Origin of the sequence: Actinocorallia libanotica, assembly GCF_039525175.1 — a bacterium.
Lineage (GTDB): Bacteria > Actinomycetota > Actinomycetes > Streptosporangiales > Streptosporangiaceae > Actinocorallia > Actinocorallia libanotica.
On the sequence record NZ_BAAAHH010000049.1, the window covers coordinates 1 to 17824 of the forward strand.

General features: G+C 69.4%; 19 protein-coding genes and 1 pseudogene. 5 read left to right on the plus strand and 15 right to left on the minus strand.

Annotated elements, in window-relative coordinates; all coding sequences use genetic code 11:
* From ABD140_RS35300 to ABD140_RS35345, 10 genes and pseudogenes are all read right to left on the minus strand, one after another.
* Positions 1-2537 (minus strand): ABC transporter ATP-binding protein/permease (locus tag ABD140_RS35300; protein WP_344246497.1); only part of this gene is annotated, 2537 nt, incomplete at its 3' end.
* A complete protein-coding gene (locus ABD140_RS35305) occupies positions 2534-3268 on the minus strand; it encodes a cytochrome d ubiquinol oxidase subunit II (protein WP_344246499.1) in 735 nt (244 codons plus the stop codon). The genes ABD140_RS35305 and ABD140_RS35300, both read right to left, overlap by 4 nt.
* 6 nt (positions 3269-3274) lie before the next feature.
* Positions 3275-4447, minus strand: coding sequence for a cytochrome ubiquinol oxidase subunit I (locus tag ABD140_RS35310; protein WP_344246501.1), 1173 nt, complete (start codon positions 4445-4447; stop codon positions 3275-3277).
* Positions 4448-4549: 102 nt separating this feature from the next.
* Positions 4550-5239, minus strand: coding sequence for a response regulator (locus ABD140_RS35315; protein WP_344246503.1), 690 nt, complete (start codon positions 5237-5239; stop codon positions 4550-4552).
* Positions 5236-6363, minus strand: a complete 1128-nt coding sequence (locus ABD140_RS35320; RefSeq protein ID WP_344246506.1) for a sensor histidine kinase — start codon at positions 6361-6363, stop codon at positions 5236-5238. The genes ABD140_RS35315 and ABD140_RS35320 overlap by 4 nt, the downstream gene beginning before the upstream one ends.
* 36 nt (positions 6364-6399) lie before the next feature.
* Positions 6400-7050: a histidine phosphatase family protein gene (locus ABD140_RS35325; protein WP_344246508.1), complete on the minus strand. Its 651-nt coding sequence runs from the start codon at positions 7048-7050 to the stop codon at positions 6400-6402.
* Positions 7051-7223: 173 nt separating this feature from the next.
* On the minus strand, positions 7224-7769 hold the full coding sequence (locus ABD140_RS35330) for a hypothetical protein (protein ID WP_344246510.1): 546 nt from the start codon (positions 7767-7769) through the stop codon (positions 7224-7226).
* A gap of 593 nt (positions 7770-8362) precedes the next feature.
* Positions 8363-8872: a hypothetical protein gene (locus ABD140_RS35335; protein WP_344246512.1), complete on the minus strand. Its 510-nt coding sequence runs from the start codon at positions 8870-8872 to the stop codon at positions 8363-8365.
* Between the two features lie 484 nt (positions 8873-9356).
* Positions 9357-9758: a DUF779 domain-containing protein gene (locus tag ABD140_RS35340; protein WP_344246513.1), complete on the minus strand. Its 402-nt coding sequence runs from the start codon at positions 9756-9758 to the stop codon at positions 9357-9359.
* Positions 9758-9892, minus strand: a pseudogene (locus ABD140_RS35345) (aldehyde dehydrogenase family protein); the annotation flags it as partial. The gene ABD140_RS35340 and the pseudogene ABD140_RS35345, both read right to left, overlap by 1 nt.
* A 280-nt stretch (positions 9893-10172) precedes the next feature.
* Between ABD140_RS35345 and ABD140_RS35350 the strand changes: the two are divergent.
* The 5 genes from ABD140_RS35350 (at position 10173) to ABD140_RS35365 (ending at position 13159) form a co-directional block, all read left to right on the plus strand.
* Positions 10173-11345 (plus strand): helix-turn-helix domain-containing protein, encoded by a 1173-nt coding sequence (locus tag ABD140_RS35350; protein ID WP_344246515.1) that lies wholly within the window; start codon positions 10173-10175, stop codon positions 11343-11345.
* Positions 11346-11420: 75 nt separating this feature from the next.
* Positions 11421-11705, plus strand: coding sequence for a DUF7848 domain-containing protein (locus ABD140_RS40325; protein WP_486303354.1), 285 nt, complete (start codon positions 11421-11423; stop codon positions 11703-11705).
* A complete protein-coding gene (locus tag ABD140_RS35355; protein WP_344246517.1) occupies positions 11702-11965 on the plus strand; it encodes a DUF7848 domain-containing protein in 264 nt (87 codons plus the stop codon). The genes ABD140_RS40325 and ABD140_RS35355 overlap by 4 nt, the downstream gene beginning before the upstream one ends.
* Positions 11966-12108: 143 nt before the next feature.
* Entirely contained in the window at positions 12109-12318 is a 210-nt protein-coding gene (locus ABD140_RS35360; RefSeq protein WP_344246519.1) for a DUF397 domain-containing protein, read from the plus strand.
* A gap of 37 nt (positions 12319-12355) precedes the next feature.
* The gene (locus tag ABD140_RS35365; protein WP_344246521.1) at positions 12356-13159 is read left to right on the plus strand and encodes a protein kinase family protein; all 804 of its coding nucleotides are present in this window, start codon (positions 12356-12358) and stop codon (positions 13157-13159) included.
* Positions 13160-13193: 34 nt separating this feature from the next.
* Here the strand turns inward: ABD140_RS35365 and ABD140_RS35370 are convergent, their stop codons facing one another.
* The 5 genes from ABD140_RS35370 to ABD140_RS35390 all read right to left on the minus strand — a co-directional run bounded on the left by ABD140_RS35370 (position 13194) and on the right by ABD140_RS35390 (position 17824).
* Positions 13194-13634 (minus strand): endonuclease VII domain-containing protein, encoded by a 441-nt coding sequence (locus ABD140_RS35370; RefSeq protein ID WP_344246523.1) that lies wholly within the window; start codon positions 13632-13634, stop codon positions 13194-13196.
* Positions 13635-13732: 98 nt separating this feature from the next.
* Positions 13733-15925 (minus strand): ribonucleoside-triphosphate reductase, adenosylcobalamin-dependent, encoded by a 2193-nt coding sequence (nrdJ, locus tag ABD140_RS35375; RefSeq protein WP_344246525.1) that lies wholly within the window; start codon positions 15923-15925, stop codon positions 13733-13735.
* On the minus strand, positions 15922-16311 hold the full coding sequence (locus ABD140_RS35380; protein ID WP_344246527.1) for an RNA polymerase sigma factor: 390 nt from the start codon (positions 16309-16311) through the stop codon (positions 15922-15924). Before ABD140_RS35380 ends, nrdJ begins: the two co-directional genes overlap by 4 nt.
* Entirely contained in the window at positions 16308-16628 is a 321-nt protein-coding gene (locus tag ABD140_RS35385) for a hypothetical protein (protein ID WP_344246529.1), read from the minus strand. The genes ABD140_RS35380 and ABD140_RS35385 overlap by 4 nt, the downstream gene beginning before the upstream one ends.
* Before the next feature lie 5 nt (positions 16629-16633).
* Positions 16634-17824: a hypothetical protein gene (locus tag ABD140_RS35390; protein ID WP_344246531.1), complete on the minus strand. Its 1191-nt coding sequence runs from the start codon at positions 17822-17824 to the stop codon at positions 16634-16636.

Sequence of the window (17824 nt, forward strand, 5' to 3'; positions counted from 1 at the left end):
ACCTGAACCTGACCAACCTGTGGATCGAGCTGGACAACCTCGCCGCCCACTTCGCCGCCCACGACATCCCCCGCCGCCTGGACGGCCCTCACACCCGACACCCCGACCACCGACACCACCGCCACCCCCGCCGCCGAACTCGACACCACCACACCCGGCAGCACCGCACCCGGCAGCACCGCACCCGGCAGCGGCGCGTCCGGCAGCACCGCGCCCGGCAGCACCGCGCCCGGCGGTGCCGCACCCGGCGGTGCCGCGTCCGGCAGCGGCGCGTCCGGCGGTGCCGCGTCTGGTGGTGCCGCGACCGGCGGCGCTTTGATCGATGGCGTCGTGACCGGCGTTGCTGTGACCAGCGACTTCGTTACTGGCGGTGCCGCGTCTGGTTGCGCTGTGACCAGCGACTTCGTGACCGGTGGTGCCGCGTCTGGTGACGTCGTGACCAGCGTCGCTGTGACCGGAGACGTCGTGATCGGTGGCGTCGCGACTGGCGACGTTGCGATCGGTGGCGCCGTGATCGGTGGCGCGGGTATGTGGACGACGCGGTCCGCCCGGGCCAGGAGGGAGGGGCGGTGGGCGACGAGCAGTACTGTGCGGTCCTCGAACAGGGCGTCGGCGGACAGCAGGGCGGCCTCGGTGGCCGGATCGAGGTGGGCGGTCGGCTCGTCGAGGAGGACGAGCGGCGCGTTGCGGAGCCGCGCCCGGGTCAGTGCCAGCCGCTGCCGCTGTCCGGCCGACAACACCGGGTTCCGCTCGTCGAGCATGGTGTCGTAGCCGTCGGGGAGGGCGGTGATGAACGCGTCGGCGTCCATGGCGGCGGCCGCCGAACGCAGCTCCTCCCTGGAGACGTCCGGCAGGCCCAGCGCGAGGTTCTCGGCGACGGAGGCGGCGAACAGGCGGGGGTGCTGCGGCACCCAGGACAGGGCGGCGTGCCAGGAGGCGAGATCCTTCTCCCGCAGGTCCACGCCGTCGACGAGGACACGTCCCTCAGTGGGGACGAGCAGTCCCAGCACCAGGCGCAGCAACGTCGACTTCCCCGCCCCGCTCGGCCCCGCGAGAGCGACCCTCTCCCCGTGCCCCACCTCCAGATCCAGTCCCGCGAACACCGGCCGCGCCGCCCCCGGATAGGCGAACCCCACGTTCTCCAGCACCAGATGCGGCACCTTTCCCGCCCTCCGCCGCCCGCCGCCCTGCCGCACGAAGGAGCCGGACGACGCAGCCGGAGCCGACAGAGCCGACAGAGCCGACAGAGGGGACGGAGCGGGCGGAGCAGGTGGCACGGACGAGGCGGGCGACACAGGCGGCACGGACGGATGAAGCGACGTGGGCGGAGTGGTCGAAGCACACAGAGCAGGCGGCATGGACAGAACGGGCGAAGTGGGCGGCATGGGTGAAGTGGGCGGGAGGGGGGTCGAAGTGGGGAAGGTGTTCGAGGTGTCTGCGGTGTCCAGGACGGCGAAGGTCTGCTCGGCGGCGGCGATGCCCTCGCTGCTCGCGTGGAAGCGCGTGCCCAGCGCGCGCAGCGGGAGGAAGGCCTCGGGGGTGAGCAGCAGCACGAGCAGGCCCGTGGACAGGGGCAGGGAACCGTCCAGGAGGCGCAGGCCGACCGGGACCGCCACCAGCGCGACCGATATCGAGGCCACCAGTTCCAGCACGAGCGACGACAGGAACGCCACCCGCAGGACGGAGACCGTCGTTCGGCGGTGGGCTTGCGCCAGTTCCGCGATGACCTCGCCCTGGTGCCGGATCCGCGCGTGCGCCCGCAGGGTCGACAGACCCGCGAGCACGTCGCGGAAGTGTCCGCCGAGGCGTTCCAGCGCCGACCACTGGTGCCGGGTGAGGTCCGCCGTGCGCATCCCGACGAGGGCGCCGAAGACGGGGATCAGCGGCAGCGCCACCAGCACGAGCAGCGCCGACGGCCAGTCCGCGACGACCAGCCGGGCCAGCACGAGCACGGGCACGATCCCGGCGAGGAACACCTGCGGCAGGTAGCCGGTGAAGAACGGGTCGAGCGCGTCCAGCCCCCGCGTCACGAGCGTGACACGCTCACCGGCGGACGCGCCGGACGCGCCGGACGCGCCGGACGTCCCGGACGTCCCGGACGTCCCGGACGTCCCGGACGTCCCGGACGTGCTGGGCGTGCCGGGTGTGCTGGATGTGCCGGGCACGGCGGATGCGCTGGGTGTGGCGGACATGCCAGATGTCACGGACATGCCGGATGCCCCGGACGCGCCGGACGTCCCGGATGCGCCGGATGTGCCGGGTGTGGCGGGGGCCTCCAGGAGGCTTTCGCGTAGGGAGGTCTTCACCGAGGCGGCGGTGTTCGCCGCGATGCGTCCGCTCGCCCAGCCCAGGGCGGTCCGTGCCGCGACCGCCGGGACCAGCCATGGCAGCGGCGCGGCGGACAGGTCGGCGATCGCGCGGGCCAGGAGTTCGGCCTGGACGAGCAGGAGGGCGCCCTGTCCGGCGGCGAGCGCCGCGAGGAGGCCGAGCCGCCGCCGGGGGACCAGGCCGAGCAGCCTGCGTTCGACGGGTTTCACAGGTATCCCGGTCCCGTCACCCGCCGGCGGAAGGCCCACCGGGTCAGGAGCTGGCCGCCGACGAGCAGGGGCAGCATGACGGCGACGAACACCGTCACCACGCGCAGGGTGGCGGGCTCGGCGAGCATCTCGTGCAGGTCGAGCCGGAGGCCGGCGGCGACCGTGACCGCGCCGAGGGCGAGGGTGGTCACCGTGTAGCGCCCCAGGGGAGCGGCGCGGTCCAGCGGTTCGCCGGTCAGGCGCAGCCTGCAGAAGCCCGCGCCGTGGAGGGCGAGCAGCAGGGCGAAGAGCGGTGCGAGCAGCACACCGCCCAGCCCGCCGCCCAGGACCGGGCCGAGGACCGCGCCCAGTGCCAGGGCGGCGCCCCAGCTTCCCGCGACGATCATCCCGTCGCAGGCGGCGGCCCACGGGCGCGCCTCGATCCGGCTCCGCCACCACAGTCCGGCGTCCCGGACGATCCAGGCGGCGAGCAGCGCGACGAACGCCGTGCGCCGTTCGAGGAGCAGCTCGTGTTCCAGGCCGGGGAACGCGCCGATCATGATTCCGGCCAGCGCCACCAGCCACACCTCGTTGGCGAGGAAGAACGGGCCGATCGCGGCGAGGACGGTGCGGCGCTCGGTCGGCGTGCGGCCGAGCCACGGCAGCAGCATGCCGACGCCGAGGTCGCCTCCCGCCAGCACGAGGGTGCCGAAGGTGAAGAAGGCGAGCAGGAGGAGGGCGAGGGTTTCCATGTCACCTCAGAACGTCGGGACGGGAAGGGGCGCCGGTTCGGCGTGCGGCGCGTCGGCGCTCTGCGGGCCGCGGCGCGCGTGGCGGAACAGCAGCCAGAAGTTGACGGTGACCAGCACGGCGAACAGCGGGACGAACACGCCGAAGGACAGCCACGCCTCGTTCGCACTGAGCGGGGAGACGGCGTCCTCGGTGCGCAGCAGCCCGTAGACGGCCCAGGGCTGGCGGCCGACCTCCCGGTAGACCCAGCCGGAGATCATCGCCAGGTAGGGCAGGGGCAGCGCCGCCATCGTGGTGAGGAGGAAGACGCGGCCGAAGCGCCGGGGGCGGTAGCAGAACTTCACCAGGAACCACAGGGACAGGAAAGTGATGAGCTGCCAGGAGAGCAGCATGAGCACCTCGCCGGCCTGGGCCAGGGGGGAGACCAGCGGGGCGCGCTTGGTGTCCTGGAGGTAGTCGAACTGGACGCCGCCGAACGACGCGGCGGGCATGAGCGACAGGAGGACCGTGAGCATCCCGGTGCGCAGGCCGCGCCGGAAGAACTCGTTCTCGGCGGTGTTCCGCCGCAGGTGGTAGGCGCTGACGGCGGCCATGAACAGCCCCGCCGTCAGGAGCGCGGCGAAGAGGACGTGCCCGAAGGCCAGCAGCCCCGTCGGGTTGGTCAGGAGGGCGCCGAGGTCGGCGAGCCGCGCCTGCCCGTTCTCCATGACGTGGCCGACGGGCCGCTGCATCCAGCCGTTGGTGACCATGATGAAGAACGCCGACGCGTACGCGGTCAGCGCGACCACCCAGATCATCGCCAGGTGGACGCGGGGGGAGAAGCGGCCCCAGCCGAAGATCCACAGTCCGAGGAAGGTGGACTCGATGAAGAACGCGCCGATGGTCTCCAGCGCCAGGGGAACGCCGAAGACTCCGCTCGTCACCTCCAGCAGCCCCGACCAGTTCGTCCCGAACTGGAACTCCATCACCAGCCCGGTGATGATCCCCATCACGTAGTTGATCACGTAGAGCCCGCCCCAGAAGCGCACCATCCGGGCGTGGAGCTCGCTGTGGGTGAGGGTGGCGCGGGTCTGGAGCAGCGCGACCAGCGTCACGAGGCCCAGGGTGAGTGCCACGAACAGGAAATGGGAGCCGGCCGTCAGCGCGAACTGGAGCCGGGCGAGATGCACCGTGCCGTCCATGCCCTTACGCTCCCGCGCGGAGGCGCCCGCGCACATCCGGCCAGGGCTGTCATCCCCCGGGGGACTTCGGGAGGAGGACCCCCGCGGCGCGGGGCGGACGGACTACATCCCGGGTTGTACGCCGCCCGTCCACCCGGGGCGGACCAGGCCGCTCTCGTAGGCCAGGACGACGAGCTGGGCGCGGTCGCGGGCGTCGAGCTTGGCCAGGACCCGCGACACGTGCGTCTTCACGGTGGCGTGGCTGATCACCAGGCGGGCGGCGATGTCCTCGTTCGACAGGCCTTCGGCGACCAGGCCGAGGATCTCCCGCTCCCGCGCGGTGAGCACGTCCAGCGCCGGGACGGGCGCGGCCGAGGAGAGGCGCGCCTTGGAGGCGAACTCCGCGATGAGCCGGCGGGTGACGCCGGGCGCGAGCAGCGCGTCGCCTCGCGCCACCACCCGCACGGCGTGCACCAGTTCGGCGGGCTCGGTGTCCTTGAGCAGGAACCCGGCGGCGCCGTCCTTGATCGCGCCGTAGACGTACTCGTCCAGGTCGAACGTGGTGAGGATGAGGACGCGGACTCCCGCCAGGTCCGGTTCGGCGCCGATCCTCCGGGTGGCCTCCAGCCCGTCCATGACCGGCATCCGGATGTCCATCAGGATGACGTCCGGGCGCAGCTCCCCGGCCAGGCGCACCGCCTCGGCCCCGTCACCGGCCTCCGCGACGACCTCCATGCCGTCCTCGCCGTCCAGGATCGACCGGAACGCCGCCCGCACCAGCCGCTGGTCGTCGGCCAGCACCACCCTGATCATGCAGTTCCCTTCTCCGCGGGCAGCACGGCCCGCACCCGGAATCCAGTGGGCTCGGGACCGGCCGACACCGTACCGCCGACGGCCGAAGCCCTTTCCCGCATTCCCCGCAGCCCGTTGCCGCGCTGGACGCGTTCGGGATCGGATGCCTTCGTGCCGTTGTCGGTGACCTCGATGACGAGTTCGCCGTCCGTCTGGATGACCCGTACGACCGCCTCCGACGCCCCGGAGTGCCGGACGATGTTCGTCAACGACTCCTGGACGATCCTGTACGCCGTCAACTCGACCGGCGCGGGCAGCGGAACGTCGTCCCGGGAGTCCTCCAGCCGGACCGTCAGTCCCGGAACCTGTGTTTGGGAGACGAGTTCGGGCAGCGTACCCAGCGATGGCGCGGGAACGACAGGTGCCTCTTCGTCGTACTGGCGCAGCACTCCCAACATCTGACGCAGCTCGGTGAGCGTCTCCTTGCTGGCCCGCTTGATGCTCTCCAACGCGGTGAACGCCTGCTCTTCGTCCCTGCGGTGCAGTGCGGCCCCCGCCTGGACGTTGATCAGCGAGATCTGGTGGGCGAGGATGTCGTGCAGCTCCCGCGCGATCCGCAGCCTTTCCTCGGTCGCGCGCAGCCGCGCCTCCTCTTCGCGCGTGCGCTCCGCCTCCTCCGCGCGTCTCAGCGCCGCCTTGTACGTCCGCAGGCCCTCGCCGAGGATGACGGCTCCCAGCAGCGCGACGGACGTGTAGGCGATCTCCGCGCCGTCCGTCGCCAGGCTCGTGTCCCGGAGCCGCCCGGCGACCACGAACCCGAGAACGATCGCGAACGTCGACAGCACACCCGCGAGCGCCCCGACCAGCAGCGTCAGGTTCGCCAGCGCGAGCACGAAGGTGACCGAAAGGAAGGTGTCGGGGTATCCGGCCGGGTAGTAGGCGACCCCGACCGCGCCGGTGACGACCAGTACCGTCCACGGATGCTCGCGCCGCAGCACCAGCACGAAGGAGGCCACCGCCGTCAGCACCCAGGCGCCCGGCGGCCAGAACGCCCCCTCTCCGCCGTCCACCAGAACCAGGTTGACCGCCAGCACCGCGAACGTCGCGGCCGCCGTCACCCAGTCGGAAATGCGGAGACTCTTCACGCGCACAGACTAAAGCCACCGGAAGCACTCAAACGATCATCGATAGGTGAGGAGCTCCCGGCGTTCCCCGGTGAAGTGCGCGTGGTCGTTGAAGGTGAGGAGGTTCATCCCGGAGCGGCCCGCGGTGACCGTGGTGATCGCCGCGTTGACGACGACCGTGTGCAGCGCCACCGTCCCGGCCGCGGGAACCGACAACAAGGTGCCGCACAGGGCCGCCAGGACCCCGCCCGAGGTGACCACGACCGCGTCCCGGCCCGGGCCCAGCTCGTCGGCCAGCTCCTCCAGCGCGGTGAAGGCGCCCGTCCGGAAGGACTCCCAGCCGCCGTGGTCGAGGTCGCCTATCCATGCCTCCAAAGCGTGGTCGAGAAGCCGCTGGAACCCCTGCCGGTCCTCCGGAGGCCCCGCGGGCTCCCGCCCGTACCGCCGCAGCAGCTCGATGGGGTCGTACTCGTCCCAGCGCGGGTCGACCCGGGGCTCCCCGTCCAGTCCGGCGGCCTTCATCAGGACCTCGGCCGTGTCCCGCTGCCTGCTGAGCGTCCCGCAGACGACCAGGGGCTCGCGCAGGCCCCGCCGTGCGAGCTCGCCTCCGGTGGCCTCGGCCTGCCTGCGCCCCAGATCCGACAGGACGTCGTAGACCTCGGCCCCGAACGAGGCCTGCCCGTGGCGCACCAGGTGAACGACCGGCATCCCTGTCCCCCTTCTCCGCGGCTCTTCGTCCGCACCGTAGCGGGCGTCGGCCGCCGGAAGCCGGGCGGGCCCGGTGGGAAGGGGGGAGCAAAGGCCGTGGCCCCGGCGGATGCGATACCCGCCGGGGCCACGGTGAGGAGATCAGCCGGCGCCGAGGAGGCCAGCCGGGGAGATCACAGACCGGCGCCCTGGAACTTGTACTGGGCGCTGACCTGCGCGGTGCCGGGGCAGGCGCCGCTGCTGCCGGACTGCTTGCTGACGCTGGCGTTGGTGAACGTGACCGTGGTGCTGAGGGGGGAGCCGGAGGCGGCGGTGTTGGTGCCGGTGATGGTGCCGGCGTAGATGCAGGTGACGGGGAAGCCGAGCAGGGTCGCGTTGGCCTTCACCCGGAACCCGTTGAAGGAGGCGGTGCCGCCCCCGGTGGTGAGGGTGCCGTTGGCCCAGGGCAGCGCCTCGGCGGCGACCGTGACGGTGCCACTGCCGGTGCAGCCGCTGATGGCCGCCGTGGAGATGGTGAGCTTGTCGGCGGTGGTGACGGAGCCGTTCAGCGTGGAGGTGGTGCAGCTGGCGACGTTGGAGCCGAGGACCTTGACGGTCAGGGGCGCGGTCAGAGTGCCCGTGACGGAGCCGCCGGTCCAGGCGGAGGCGGAGGTGGCCGTCATGGCGACGACGGCGGCGGCGGAGGCGCCGACGGCGGCGAGCTTGGCGATGCGGGACATGGGGTCTCCTCTTTCGTGGAGTGGGCGCGCCGGGGCGCCCGGGGGGTGGGACGGCCGGGGACGGCCGCCGGTGGTGACCCGTGTCCGCTCATGTCGGGTGAGCGGCGGACGGGGTACTGGGCCGCGGACCGGGGGACCGGCTGATGTCGGGTCAGCCGGTCCCGGTCCGGATGGCCGTGGTGGATCTCACAGCCCTTTCTCGTGGTGAACTGAATTCTAAAAATGAAGGTAAGCAGAGTCGGGAGGGAGGTCAATACCCAAGCGTTTGTTTGGGATGGCCGGATTGTGACACGAGACACATCGTCCACGTAAGGCGACTGCAGACCGACGATCCTCACCGTTCGGAGGGGAATCGTCACAAATTCTGCAGTATGCGCAGGCCGCGTTCCTGAAGTGGCCAGCCGGGAACTTCCTCACAGACCCGCCTCCACACGGTCAGAAGCCCATGGAATTCGTTTCACCTGAGCCGCCTCCCTCGGCGGCCGAAAGGCGGCGGCCCCCCACCCGGAACAGGAGTCCGGATGGAGGGCCGCGAGGCGCGGAGCGGCTTGTGTCGGGTCAGCCGCTTCGCGGGGGAGGGCTCTGCAGGGGGGTCACAGGCCGGGGCCGGTGAAGGTGTACTGGCCGCTGACCTCGGCGACGGACGGGCAGATGCCGCTGCCGGAGATCTTGTTGACGGGGGCGTCGGTGAAGGTCACCGTGACCGGCGAGGAGCCGGTGTTGACGCCGGTGATGGTGCCGCCGTAGAGGCAGTTGACGAACAGCTGCTTGGCGCGCAGCTGGAAGCCGGAGAAGGTGGCGGTGCCGCCGCCGTTGGTGAGGGTGCCGCTCCACGGCAGGTTCTCGGGGGTGACCGTGACGCTGCTGCCCAGGGCGGTGCAGCCGCTGACGGTGGCCGTGGAGATGGTGAGGCCGCCGCCCGCGGCGAGGGAGCCGGTCAGGTTGGAGGTGGTGCAGGTCGCGCCGGCCAGGGAGACCGTCAGGGGCTGGCTCAGGGAGGCCGACACGGAGCCGCCGGTCCAGGCGTGGGCGGCGGTGGCCGTCAGGGCGACCGCCGCGACGGAGGCCGCGGAGGCGAGGGCGAGTCGGGTGGCACGGGACATGGGGGTCTCCTCTTGGGGGAGAGGGCGCCGCGGCGCCCGGGGGGTGGGACGGCCTGTCGCGGCCGGTGGCGTCCGGCGCGGTCGCGGCCGGAGGGGCCCGTTCCGCCCCTGTCGGGCGGGCGGAGGGGGCGCGGTGCGGGGAGGCCACTGGGGGGTGGTGTCGGTGCGGTGGCCGGCCCCGTCTCGATGAACTGAATTCTATATATGAAAGTAACAAAACCGGGAGCCCGGTCAATCTCCGCGCCCTCTTCGGCCTGGCCGGATGGCGACATTTCCTACAAAGGAGATGCATCCTGTGCTAAGGAGTAGCGGGGTTTCTCGGTTCAACGCCAGGGAAGGCGTGGAATTCGGGGAACGGGCGAGCACGCGAAAGCGCAACAGGCCGGGCCGGAGAAGACGGAACCGGTGTTTCGGAAATGTCGGAAGTGAGCGAAGCGGCGGACGGAAGGACCGAAGCCCGCCCGCCCGCCGCTCAACCGCCCTGCTAAACCGTCTCCCCGGTGGGAAGAGGCGGCTCGACCTCGAGTCGCGCGAGCTCGTCGCCGGTGAACAACCGGGAGCGGATGAGGAACCGCACCCCCTCGGGGGCCTCCACCGAGAAACCGCTTCCGCGCCCCGGAACGACGTCCACCGTCAAATGCGTGTGCTTCCAGTACCCGTACTGCGAGGCGCTGATCCAGAAAGGCGTGTCCCGCCCCACGAAACCGAGCAGCACGTCCCCGGAACCCACCCGGAACTCGCCTCGCGGATAGCACATCGGCGAACTCCCGTCGCAGCATCCGCCGGACTGGTGGAACATCAGCGGCCCGTGCGTCCCGGCCAGTTTCTCCAGCAATTCCTCCGCCGCCGGACTCAGGCACACCCGCTGGACGCGCTCCCCCTCCATCAGAAGAAGCCGAGCTTCTTGGGGGAGTAGCTGACGAGGAGGTTCTTGGTCTGCTGGTAGTGGTCGAGCATGGCCTTGTGGTTCTCGCGGCCGATGCCCGACTGCTTGTATCCCCCGAAGGCGGCGTGGGCGGGTTTCTATGAAAATGCGTACAGATGGGCGACTTGGACCACGCCTCTCACCTGGGAGTATGACTAAGGGCGAGTGGGTTGAACACTGGTTGTCACGGGCTCCGGTCCTCAGCGAGGACGCGCTCGGAACTATCGCGATGACCCTCCAAGACCAGCACGACGACCCCGATAGCGACTGACCCCGACCTCGCCGTCCACTGTCCCCACCCTCGGCCCTCGCCTCTTCAGGCGGGGGCTTTTTTTGTGCCTGCCGAACGCCACTCCCGCGGCTTACGCTTACCTCATGGTGACAAGCATCGGCGAGCAGCTCGCCAACATCCGGAGACGACGCGGCCTGAGCCAGCGTGAGCTGGCCACCCTCTCCGAGGTCTCCCTCTCTCTCGTCCAGAAGCTCGAACAGGGGGTCGTCAGTGACACCTCCCTGGAGACGGCCCACAAGCTGGCCCGCGCCCTCCGCGTGCCCACCTCCAAGCTCGTCCTCACCCACGACGAGGACGACGCCGACGAGACCACCGTCGCCGACTGGGAGGAGGTCCGCCGAGCCCTGCGCACCCCCACTCCCTACGACGGGGACGGTGAGCCCGAAGGGGGGGCTGTCATGGGCCTCCTGGGGGAGGCCGTGGGTCTCCAGGGGCGCGACCAGTACTCTCGACTGCGCCCCCTGCTCCCCAAGCTCCTGCGTGGAGCTGATGCCCTCGCGGAGCACGCCTCCGAGGGGCGGGCGCTCCGGTTCCAGGCCCTCCACATCACCGCCTGGCTGCTGATCCAGACCCGACAGTTCGCCGAGGCCGAACTCGCCCTCGACCGGGCTGAAGACGACGCCACCGAGCGCCTCCAGCTCGCCGCACTGGCCAACAGCCGGTGCTGGCTGCTCCTGCGGCGCGGCCGACTGCCCGAGACCCGCGAGCTGGCAGCCCAGTGGGTCGACGAACTCGCCCCCGTGCTCGGCAAGGCCAGTCCTGACGAGCTGGCCACCTGGGGCAGCTTCCAGCTCCGCACCGCAGCCGCCTGCGTGCGCGACAACCGCCCCGGCGAAGCCGACGACGCCATGCGGCTCGCCCAGTCCGCGGCCGTGGCCCTGGGTCGTGAGACCAGCGTCAAGGCGGACTCCGTCCGCACCTTCGGACCCGTCACCGTCGAGTTGAAGCGCGCCGAGATGCGTGCGGTGCAGCACCGGCCCGACGACGTGCTCGACATCGCCTCTCGGATCACCCTCACTCCGGCCGTGACCTCGTCGAATAAGAACCGGCACATGCTGGACGTGGCCAGTGCATTCGCGGCAAAGAAGGAGGACACCGCGGCCGTCGATGTTCTCAGGAATGTGCGCAGCTCATCGCCCGAATGGCTGCCCAATCAGCGTTACGCCCGAGACATCATGGGAGGAATCGTACGCAGGAGGCGCACGCTGACTCCCGAGATGAGGGAAATGGCCGACCTCGTCGGAGTGCCCATGTAGGTCGTTGATACTTCTACTCGGGGGCCAGGGAAACTCTCATTGAGTCGCGTGGCACAGCTCCGTACGGTTTAAAACATGCGGAGTTTCGACACGGCCAAGCGGGGAAAGCACGCAAAGCGCGACGCAGTAGATGCCCCGGAAGAAGTCGCTCGGCGACAGAGGTTCAACACACAGAGCGCTCCGGGCGACCTGGACAACTACCAGGTCAGTTGCGCCATTCACGGCTGCCTTGAGAAGTCCCCGATCGGGACCCAATCGGCAGCCGCTGACGCTTGGATGTATCGACATGCCCGAGCCTTGGGGCACCGGCACTTCACCCGCATCAGCTCGCGCAGAGTCGTGCTGGAGCCGGTCGCATGATGCTGTTCAGCATTCCCCATGTTGCCGAGACCCGCATCCCCAGCACCTTCCAGGCCCGATGCCGCTCCGGCACGGACCGGAAGAAGTGCGAGGCCGTGTCCCACCTGGCTCTCAGCTCCGATGAGGTCGAGGTGTGGGTCGGTGCCCACTACAAGGAGACCGGGCACACCGGATACACCCTGGTCTCCGGCTACTCCGTGAACATCAGTCCCCACGACGCCGGCCTGTACCCCCCGAACCAGCCGGCCTCGACCCCCTAAGCCGGTCCCGTCCGTAAGCCACAGCGGGAGCAACGGGCGGGACCACCCAACCCCCCTCGGACAGTGCCTTGATTGACGCTGCCCGAGGGGTTGCAGGACCCAAGCGCGGACAGGCCGCGCGGGAAGGCTTCTGAGGAGGAGCCATGGAAGACCTGTACCGGATGGACATCGGGAACGCCACCTGGACCAAGCCGTGCGGTGGCAACGTCGGCACCGAGAACGACAACGAGGAGAGCTGCATGGAGTTCGCCCGCATCCCCGGCGGCATCGCCATCCGCGACTCCAAGCAGCCCGGCATGGCCCCGATGCGCTTCAGCGACGCCGAGCTGAACGCCTTCCTCGGCGCCATCTGACCCACCCCAGTCCCCGACCTCTGGCAGGCTCAGCAGCATGACGAAGACCCCGTGGCATGAGCTGCCTCGCGAGGTTCGGGACGCCGTTCAGCGGGAGCTGGGTGACGTAGCGGGCATCGAGGCGATCTCGGAGGGCTTGAACTCCGACATCACCCTCACCGCAGAGACCAGGTCCGGCAGGTTGTTCATCAAGGGTGCGCGGCTCGATGACAACCTCAAGGCCAGGCAGTTGCGGCGGGAGGTCTCTATCAACCCCTACGTCACCCATCTCTCTCCGAAGATCCGGCTTCAGATCGAACGGGCTGGCTGGCTGATCGTCGGCTTCGATCACATTGAAGGGCGGCGAGCCGACTACTCGCCGCTCTCGCCGGACATCCCTCTCGTGCTCGATCTGCTGGGCAGGCTCAGCGAGACCCCATGCCCCGACATTCCTCTTCGCCCCGTGGACCGCTCGGCCTACGCCCGACCGGAGGATCTGCATAGATTCAGCGGCGAGGCCCTGGCGCACGCCGACCTCAACCCGGACAACGTCCGGATCACCGCGGATCGTCGCGCCTACCTGGTCGACTGGGCGCGGTACGTACGCAGCGCTCCATGGTCGGATGCGGCGGCCTTCGCCATGTGCCTCATGACCTGCGGGCATACCCCGCGCGACGCGGAGCACATCCTGTCGACGCTCCCCGTTTGGAAGGCCCTGGAGCCGGGCGATCTCGACGCGGTGGCGTACTACCAGAGCGCCATGCGGTCGACGTGGAAGCCGCGGCTCGACCCCTGGACCAACGCCTCGGTGGCCGCCGCTCGGCGCTGGTTCGACTACCGAATGGGGCTGGAACAGGCATAGCCCCCAGGGTCGAGCAACCTGGGGGCTTTCTCGTTTAATTGAAACGGAGTTCCTGGCTTCTCTCCAGGTAGCTCACGGCGGCCATCAGTGTCGGGATACTGTCCCTTGCCCGGCCGAGCATCACGTTGCAGGAATCGCAGATGATGCCTCTCACGCAGTAGCCGCATGATCCGCCCCTCGGACAACAGGAGTGATCGTGATCTACGGCTAGCTGCCTGCCGGAAGCCTGTTCGGTCACCCCGCAGATCGCGCAGCCCCCACCCTGCAAGGCCAGGATCTCGTCGTAATCGAGTGCCGTCATGCTCATGCGGCGGAGGATGTTGCACCGGTTGCAGTGGGCGCGTCCAAGAGGCTTGCCGCTCCCGTCCTTCCGGGCATAAAACTCAGAGAGCGGCAGCCAGTACCCGCACTTTGAGCACTCCTTCTCTCCCTTCTCGTTGAGCTTTGCTTGGTGGTAGAGGGCGGAGCCTCGCACGGGGCGAAGCTCCTCTCCTCGACGCTTCTGTGCATAGTGTGCGCCGCAGTAGCCAACATGCACGGCCTTGGTCTTGCATGGCGGCCACGCACACTTGGTCACCTCACCGGACATGCGCCACTTGCACAGTCAGGGTCGGTCGAGTCCTCGACGAAGGTCTCGTGATACTGCTCGAACTGTTGGCGGGTGATCCGCTCATAGGGGGCCTGCTCTCGCGTTCCATCTACCATGATCGTCGTGCCCTTCAGCCGGGGCAGCCAGTGGGCCAGGGTGTTGGCCGTCTCCAGCACGTCCAGGCCGGGTCGCACATTGGCCGTGTAGGACACGGCGTTATCTGCGTATTCTTCCTGATACATCGCCTGGAAGGCGAGCATTTGCTCCAGCTTCAGCTCGTCGGCCGACTGGACGATGTCCGCGGGGTATCCCATGGCCTCGACCTCGGCGACGAGCTTGTCTTTCGTGGGGAACTCCACGACCAGCGTGTTGCCGCTCTTGTCGTAGATGCACGTCTCCACCCGGTAGCCCTTGGCGAACAGGTCGTTCACGGTCTTCTCCTGCTGGGGGTCGGCCAGAGAGAACCGCACCCGACGCAGGAAGTACCGGCCGTAGATCGCGTGGATGCCCTCGCTCACGCCCGGCAGCTTGGCGACCGAGCCGGTCGGCGCTTCTGTGGTGACCTTGACCGGCTCCGGGATGCGCAGCTCGAAGGCGTAGCTCCGGGCCTCCTTCCTCACCTCCTCGTACAGTTCACGCAGCAGGCGGCGAGCCGCCTTGTTGTCGGGTACATCGGAGTACCGGATGCCCGACTTGGCGAAGAACCCCTGGACCCCGAAGTGCCCGACGCCGATCCGGCGCTCGGCTTCCATGACAGCCTTCTGTTCGGCGTCTCGCATGTCGCCATACGTGGCGCGGATCAGGAACCGGGTCATCAGCCGGTGGGCCTTGACCAGGTTGAGCACGTCGGCCGGCCCTCCCTTGCGGGTGGGCGCGAAGTGGTCCATGTTCACGTGGCCCAACACGCAGGCGCCGGTCGGAGGTAGCGCGATCTCCCCGCACGGGTTGGTCGCGATCACCCGGTTGACCTCGCCCCGGTTGGACCGGGAGCTGTTCCACAGCCCCGGCTCACCGTTGGTCAGCATCCCCTCGACGACCGCCTGAAGGACCGCGCCCGCCTGCCTGGCCTTGTCCAGGTTGACGGTCTTCGTCGAGTCGATCAACGCGAGGAACTCGTCGTCGATCTCCACCGAGATGTTCGTCGTCCAGTGCCGGGAGGGGTCGAGCTTGCAGCGCAGGAACTCCGCGATGAACGGGTCCGCCCAGTGGACGATCGCCATGCGGGCCGAACGCCGGTTGCCCCCGGAGACGACGCACTCGGCGATGGCGTGGTCGATGTCCATGGCCTCGACGGGCGTGAGGTGCCCGTAGAAGCCACCCTCCGGGCGCACCCGGCTGGCCGGGTTGCTGGCCAGGGACAGGATGCGGCCGACCTCGACCATCATCCGAGCGAACGGAGCCGGGCCGGACGCCGTCCCGCCGAAGGTCTTCAGGCGACTGCCCTTGCAGCGGACCCGGCTCACGTCATAGACGCGCTGTCGGTGCTTGACCTCGCCATCGGTCATGAACGTGTCGATCAGGTCGACGAGCGCACTCGCCCATCCCTCGCGAGAGTCCTCGACCTCGAAGGCGCCTGCCCAGTTCGAGTCGTACTCGCTCGACAGGACGCCCGCCGCCTTCATCTCGGCGAAGTCCGGGTGCGCCGGGTCGCACACGACATGCACGTCCAGCGGGCGACGAGGCACCCCGTAGCGGCGAAGGAAGCTGGAGGAGTAGTTCGAGCCGACGCCGCCACCCTCCATCAGGCGCAAGAAGGTGAACTCGAAGTGCCGGGAGAGGGTCTCTCCCCACGGTGCCACGTGGCAGTTGAACAGGTACTGTCTGCCCTTCACGCCCGACGCCCACAGATGACGGCCCGCGGGCAGGATCGCGAACTTCTCCATGTACTTGACGAGCTGCTCGTACTCGTCGCGCACGGCCGGGCTCCAGGTCTCCTTCTCCCCGTAGACCAGGCCGAGGTTGCCCGCGACCACGCGCCGCACCGTCTCGGGCCAGGTCTCGCGCGAGCCGTCCGCCTTGGTGCGCGAGTAGGTGCGCTCATAGACGGTCTGCCCGGTCGGTCCCCACGGGATATCGACGATGGCGGGGATCGAGTCGGTGATGGCGGGCAGGGACATGGTGTTGATGGGTGCCTCCTTCAGGTCGATGGATCTTGTCTCACTTACACACTCGGTCATGCGGCTTCGGCGTCCTCTTCACCGTCGTAGCCGTCCACGTAGGTCACGCCGTTCAGCCAGGCCGTCAGCTCTCCGACCCCGCGGTCGAGGCGGTAGCCGACCGCTTGCCGGGTCACGTTCTGGACGATCGCGATCTCCTCGTGGATGTAGTCCAGGGCGAAGCGCATGAACAGCGCCTGTCGCAGGACGTAGGGGAGGGGCGCCTTCTCCCATGCCCGCCGGATGTCGGCGAGGTGGGCCTGAAGGATGCTGCCCTCCTTCGGGTTGGTGCTGCCCTTGGGCATGTCGGCGTCGGGGGCAGTGGGGTTGCGGATGCCGTAGGCGGCTTCGACGTCCCACACCGCGGGTAGAAGGTGCTCGACGAGGCGCCGGTCATAGCCGCTCATGCCGCCCTCAGGCTTGCCTCGTAAGAGGTCTGTCGCTGCGCACGCCCGGCGGCCGTGTCGGTCATGTCGAGCAGCCGGGAGTACAGCCGGTTCGACAGCTTGCCGATCTGCACTTCACCGTCGACCACGTACCGGGAGATCTCCTCCGGCCTCGTGGCGATGTAGATCATGGCCTCCTGAACCATGTCGTCGTACTCGACGACTCCGCCTCGATCGCGCGAGATCTTCGCCGCGGCGGACTTGATCGCCTTGTCGTAGATGCCGGTCTCCACAAAGGACCAGTCGGGGCCGGCCTCGGTGCTCGGCGTGAAGTTCACGATGTTCAGCGCACTACCTCCTTCAGATTCGTCTCCTTGTCCTTGGTCACGGCCAGGACCAGGCCGGGCGAGCCGACCGTGCCGGTGTGGTGCCGCCACCAGGTGGACTCGCTCTCCATGGCGGGGATCTGCATGAACGTCCGCGGCCCGTCCGTGTCGACGAACTCGTGGTGCAGGTGGCCCGCCAGGAGCAGGTCCGCCTGATGCATGGCCGACTCCCGGTTGAACGCCTGCCCTCGCCACCAATCGAAGTGCTTGCCCGCCCGCCACTGGTGCCCGTGGGCGTGGGCCACGGTGGTGCCCGAGCAGTCGACGACGACGGTCAGCTCGTCGGTGTCCGGCACGAAGAACTCGCAGTGCCCGAACCGGTCGGGCGCCAGACTCGCGGCCTCCGAGACGGCGATCAGGGACTCGGTGTCGTGACTGTCGTCGTAGCGGGTCACGCCCTTGCCGCCCACGCGGATCGCCTCCCCGTGATTGCCGGGGACAGCGGCCATGGTCAGCCGCTCGACCCGCGGGGCGAAGGTGGTCAGCGCGTGCAGCATCACGCGGCGCGTGAGCCTGATCTGCTCGTTCATCGTCAGCACGGTGCGCCAGGTGTTGGCGCCCCCCTGCGAGACGAACCCCTCGACGTGATCACCGAGCCAGGCGACATGCACGTGCCCGATGTCGAAGCGCCAGCGCATCACCTCCAGCAGGCGAGACGCCTTGTTGAGGCACTCGACCGTGCGCCGGATGGTTCCGGCAGGCCCGTCGCCGTCCGCCTTGCCGAACTGCATGTCGCCGAGGGCGACGATCAAGGAGTGGTCGCCGGACTTCTGGACATAGGGCGCCTTCTCCTCGGCCGTCCGGTCGAGCACCTCGATCAGCTCGTCGATGCTCACGCCCGAGGAGGCAGCCGCCTTGCGGCGGGCGAAGGTGAACCGGGTGGAGACGCCCAGCTCACCGTTCGCCATGGTCCACTCCGACGAGCGGAAGCCGGTCGCGGTCCACTCTGCGGGGTCCATGCCCTGAGAGCGCAGGTAGGCGGTCGCGGCGTCCTCGTCGACCTCTCCGGCCGGGCCTCGCACTGTCACCGCGGCGGCGTCCTGAGACACCTCGATCTGGCGGGTGAAGTCCCGCTCGGGGTCGGTCTGCCTGGGCTGAAGGGTCGGGCCTACCGGCTTGGACAGTAGCTCGTCGAGCAGTTCGCTCAC

What these genes read in the sequence shown, in the direction of transcription:
- ABD140_RS35305 (WP_344246499.1), bottom strand. Translation starts at nt 3,268, where the DNA reads ATGGAAACCCTCGCCCTCCTCCTGCTCGCCTTCTTCACCTTCGGCACC.
- ABD140_RS35310 (WP_344246501.1), bottom strand. Translation starts at nt 4,447, where the DNA reads ATGGACGGCACGGTGCATCTCGCCCGGCTCCAGTTCGCGCTGACGGCC.
- ABD140_RS35315 (WP_344246503.1), bottom strand. Translation starts at nt 5,239, where the DNA reads ATGATCAGGGTGGTGCTGGCCGACGACCAGCGGCTGGTGCGGGCGGCG.
- ABD140_RS35325 (WP_344246508.1), bottom strand. Translation starts at nt 7,050, where the DNA reads ATGCCGGTCGTTCACCTGGTGCGCCACGGGCAGGCCTCGTTCGGGGCC.
- ABD140_RS35330 (WP_344246510.1), bottom strand. Translation starts at nt 7,769, where the DNA reads ATGTCCCGCATCGCCAAGCTCGCCGCCGTCGGCGCCTCCGCCGCCGCC.
- ABD140_RS35335 (WP_344246512.1), bottom strand. Translation starts at nt 8,872, where the DNA reads ATGTCCCGTGCCACCCGACTCGCCCTCGCCTCCGCGGCCTCCGTCGCG.
- ABD140_RS35340 (WP_344246513.1), bottom strand. Translation starts at nt 9,758, where the DNA reads ATGGAGGGGGAGCGCGTCCAGCGGGTGTGCCTGAGTCCGGCGGCGGAG.
- ABD140_RS35350 (WP_344246515.1), top strand. Translation starts at nt 10,173, where the DNA reads ATGGTGACAAGCATCGGCGAGCAGCTCGCCAACATCCGGAGACGACGC.
- ABD140_RS40325 (WP_486303354.1), top strand. Translation starts at nt 11,421, where the DNA reads ATGCGGAGTTTCGACACGGCCAAGCGGGGAAAGCACGCAAAGCGCGAC.
- ABD140_RS35355 (WP_344246517.1), top strand. Translation starts at nt 11,702, where the DNA reads ATGATGCTGTTCAGCATTCCCCATGTTGCCGAGACCCGCATCCCCAGC.
- ABD140_RS35360 (WP_344246519.1), top strand. Translation starts at nt 12,109, where the DNA reads ATGGAAGACCTGTACCGGATGGACATCGGGAACGCCACCTGGACCAAG.
- ABD140_RS35365 (WP_344246521.1), top strand. Translation starts at nt 12,356, where the DNA reads ATGACGAAGACCCCGTGGCATGAGCTGCCTCGCGAGGTTCGGGACGCC.
- nrdJ (WP_344246525.1), bottom strand. Translation starts at nt 15,925, where the DNA reads ATGACCGAGTGTGTAAGTGAGACAAGATCCATCGACCTGAAGGAGGCA.
- ABD140_RS35380 (WP_344246527.1), bottom strand. Translation starts at nt 16,311, where the DNA reads ATGAGCGGCTATGACCGGCGCCTCGTCGAGCACCTTCTACCCGCGGTG.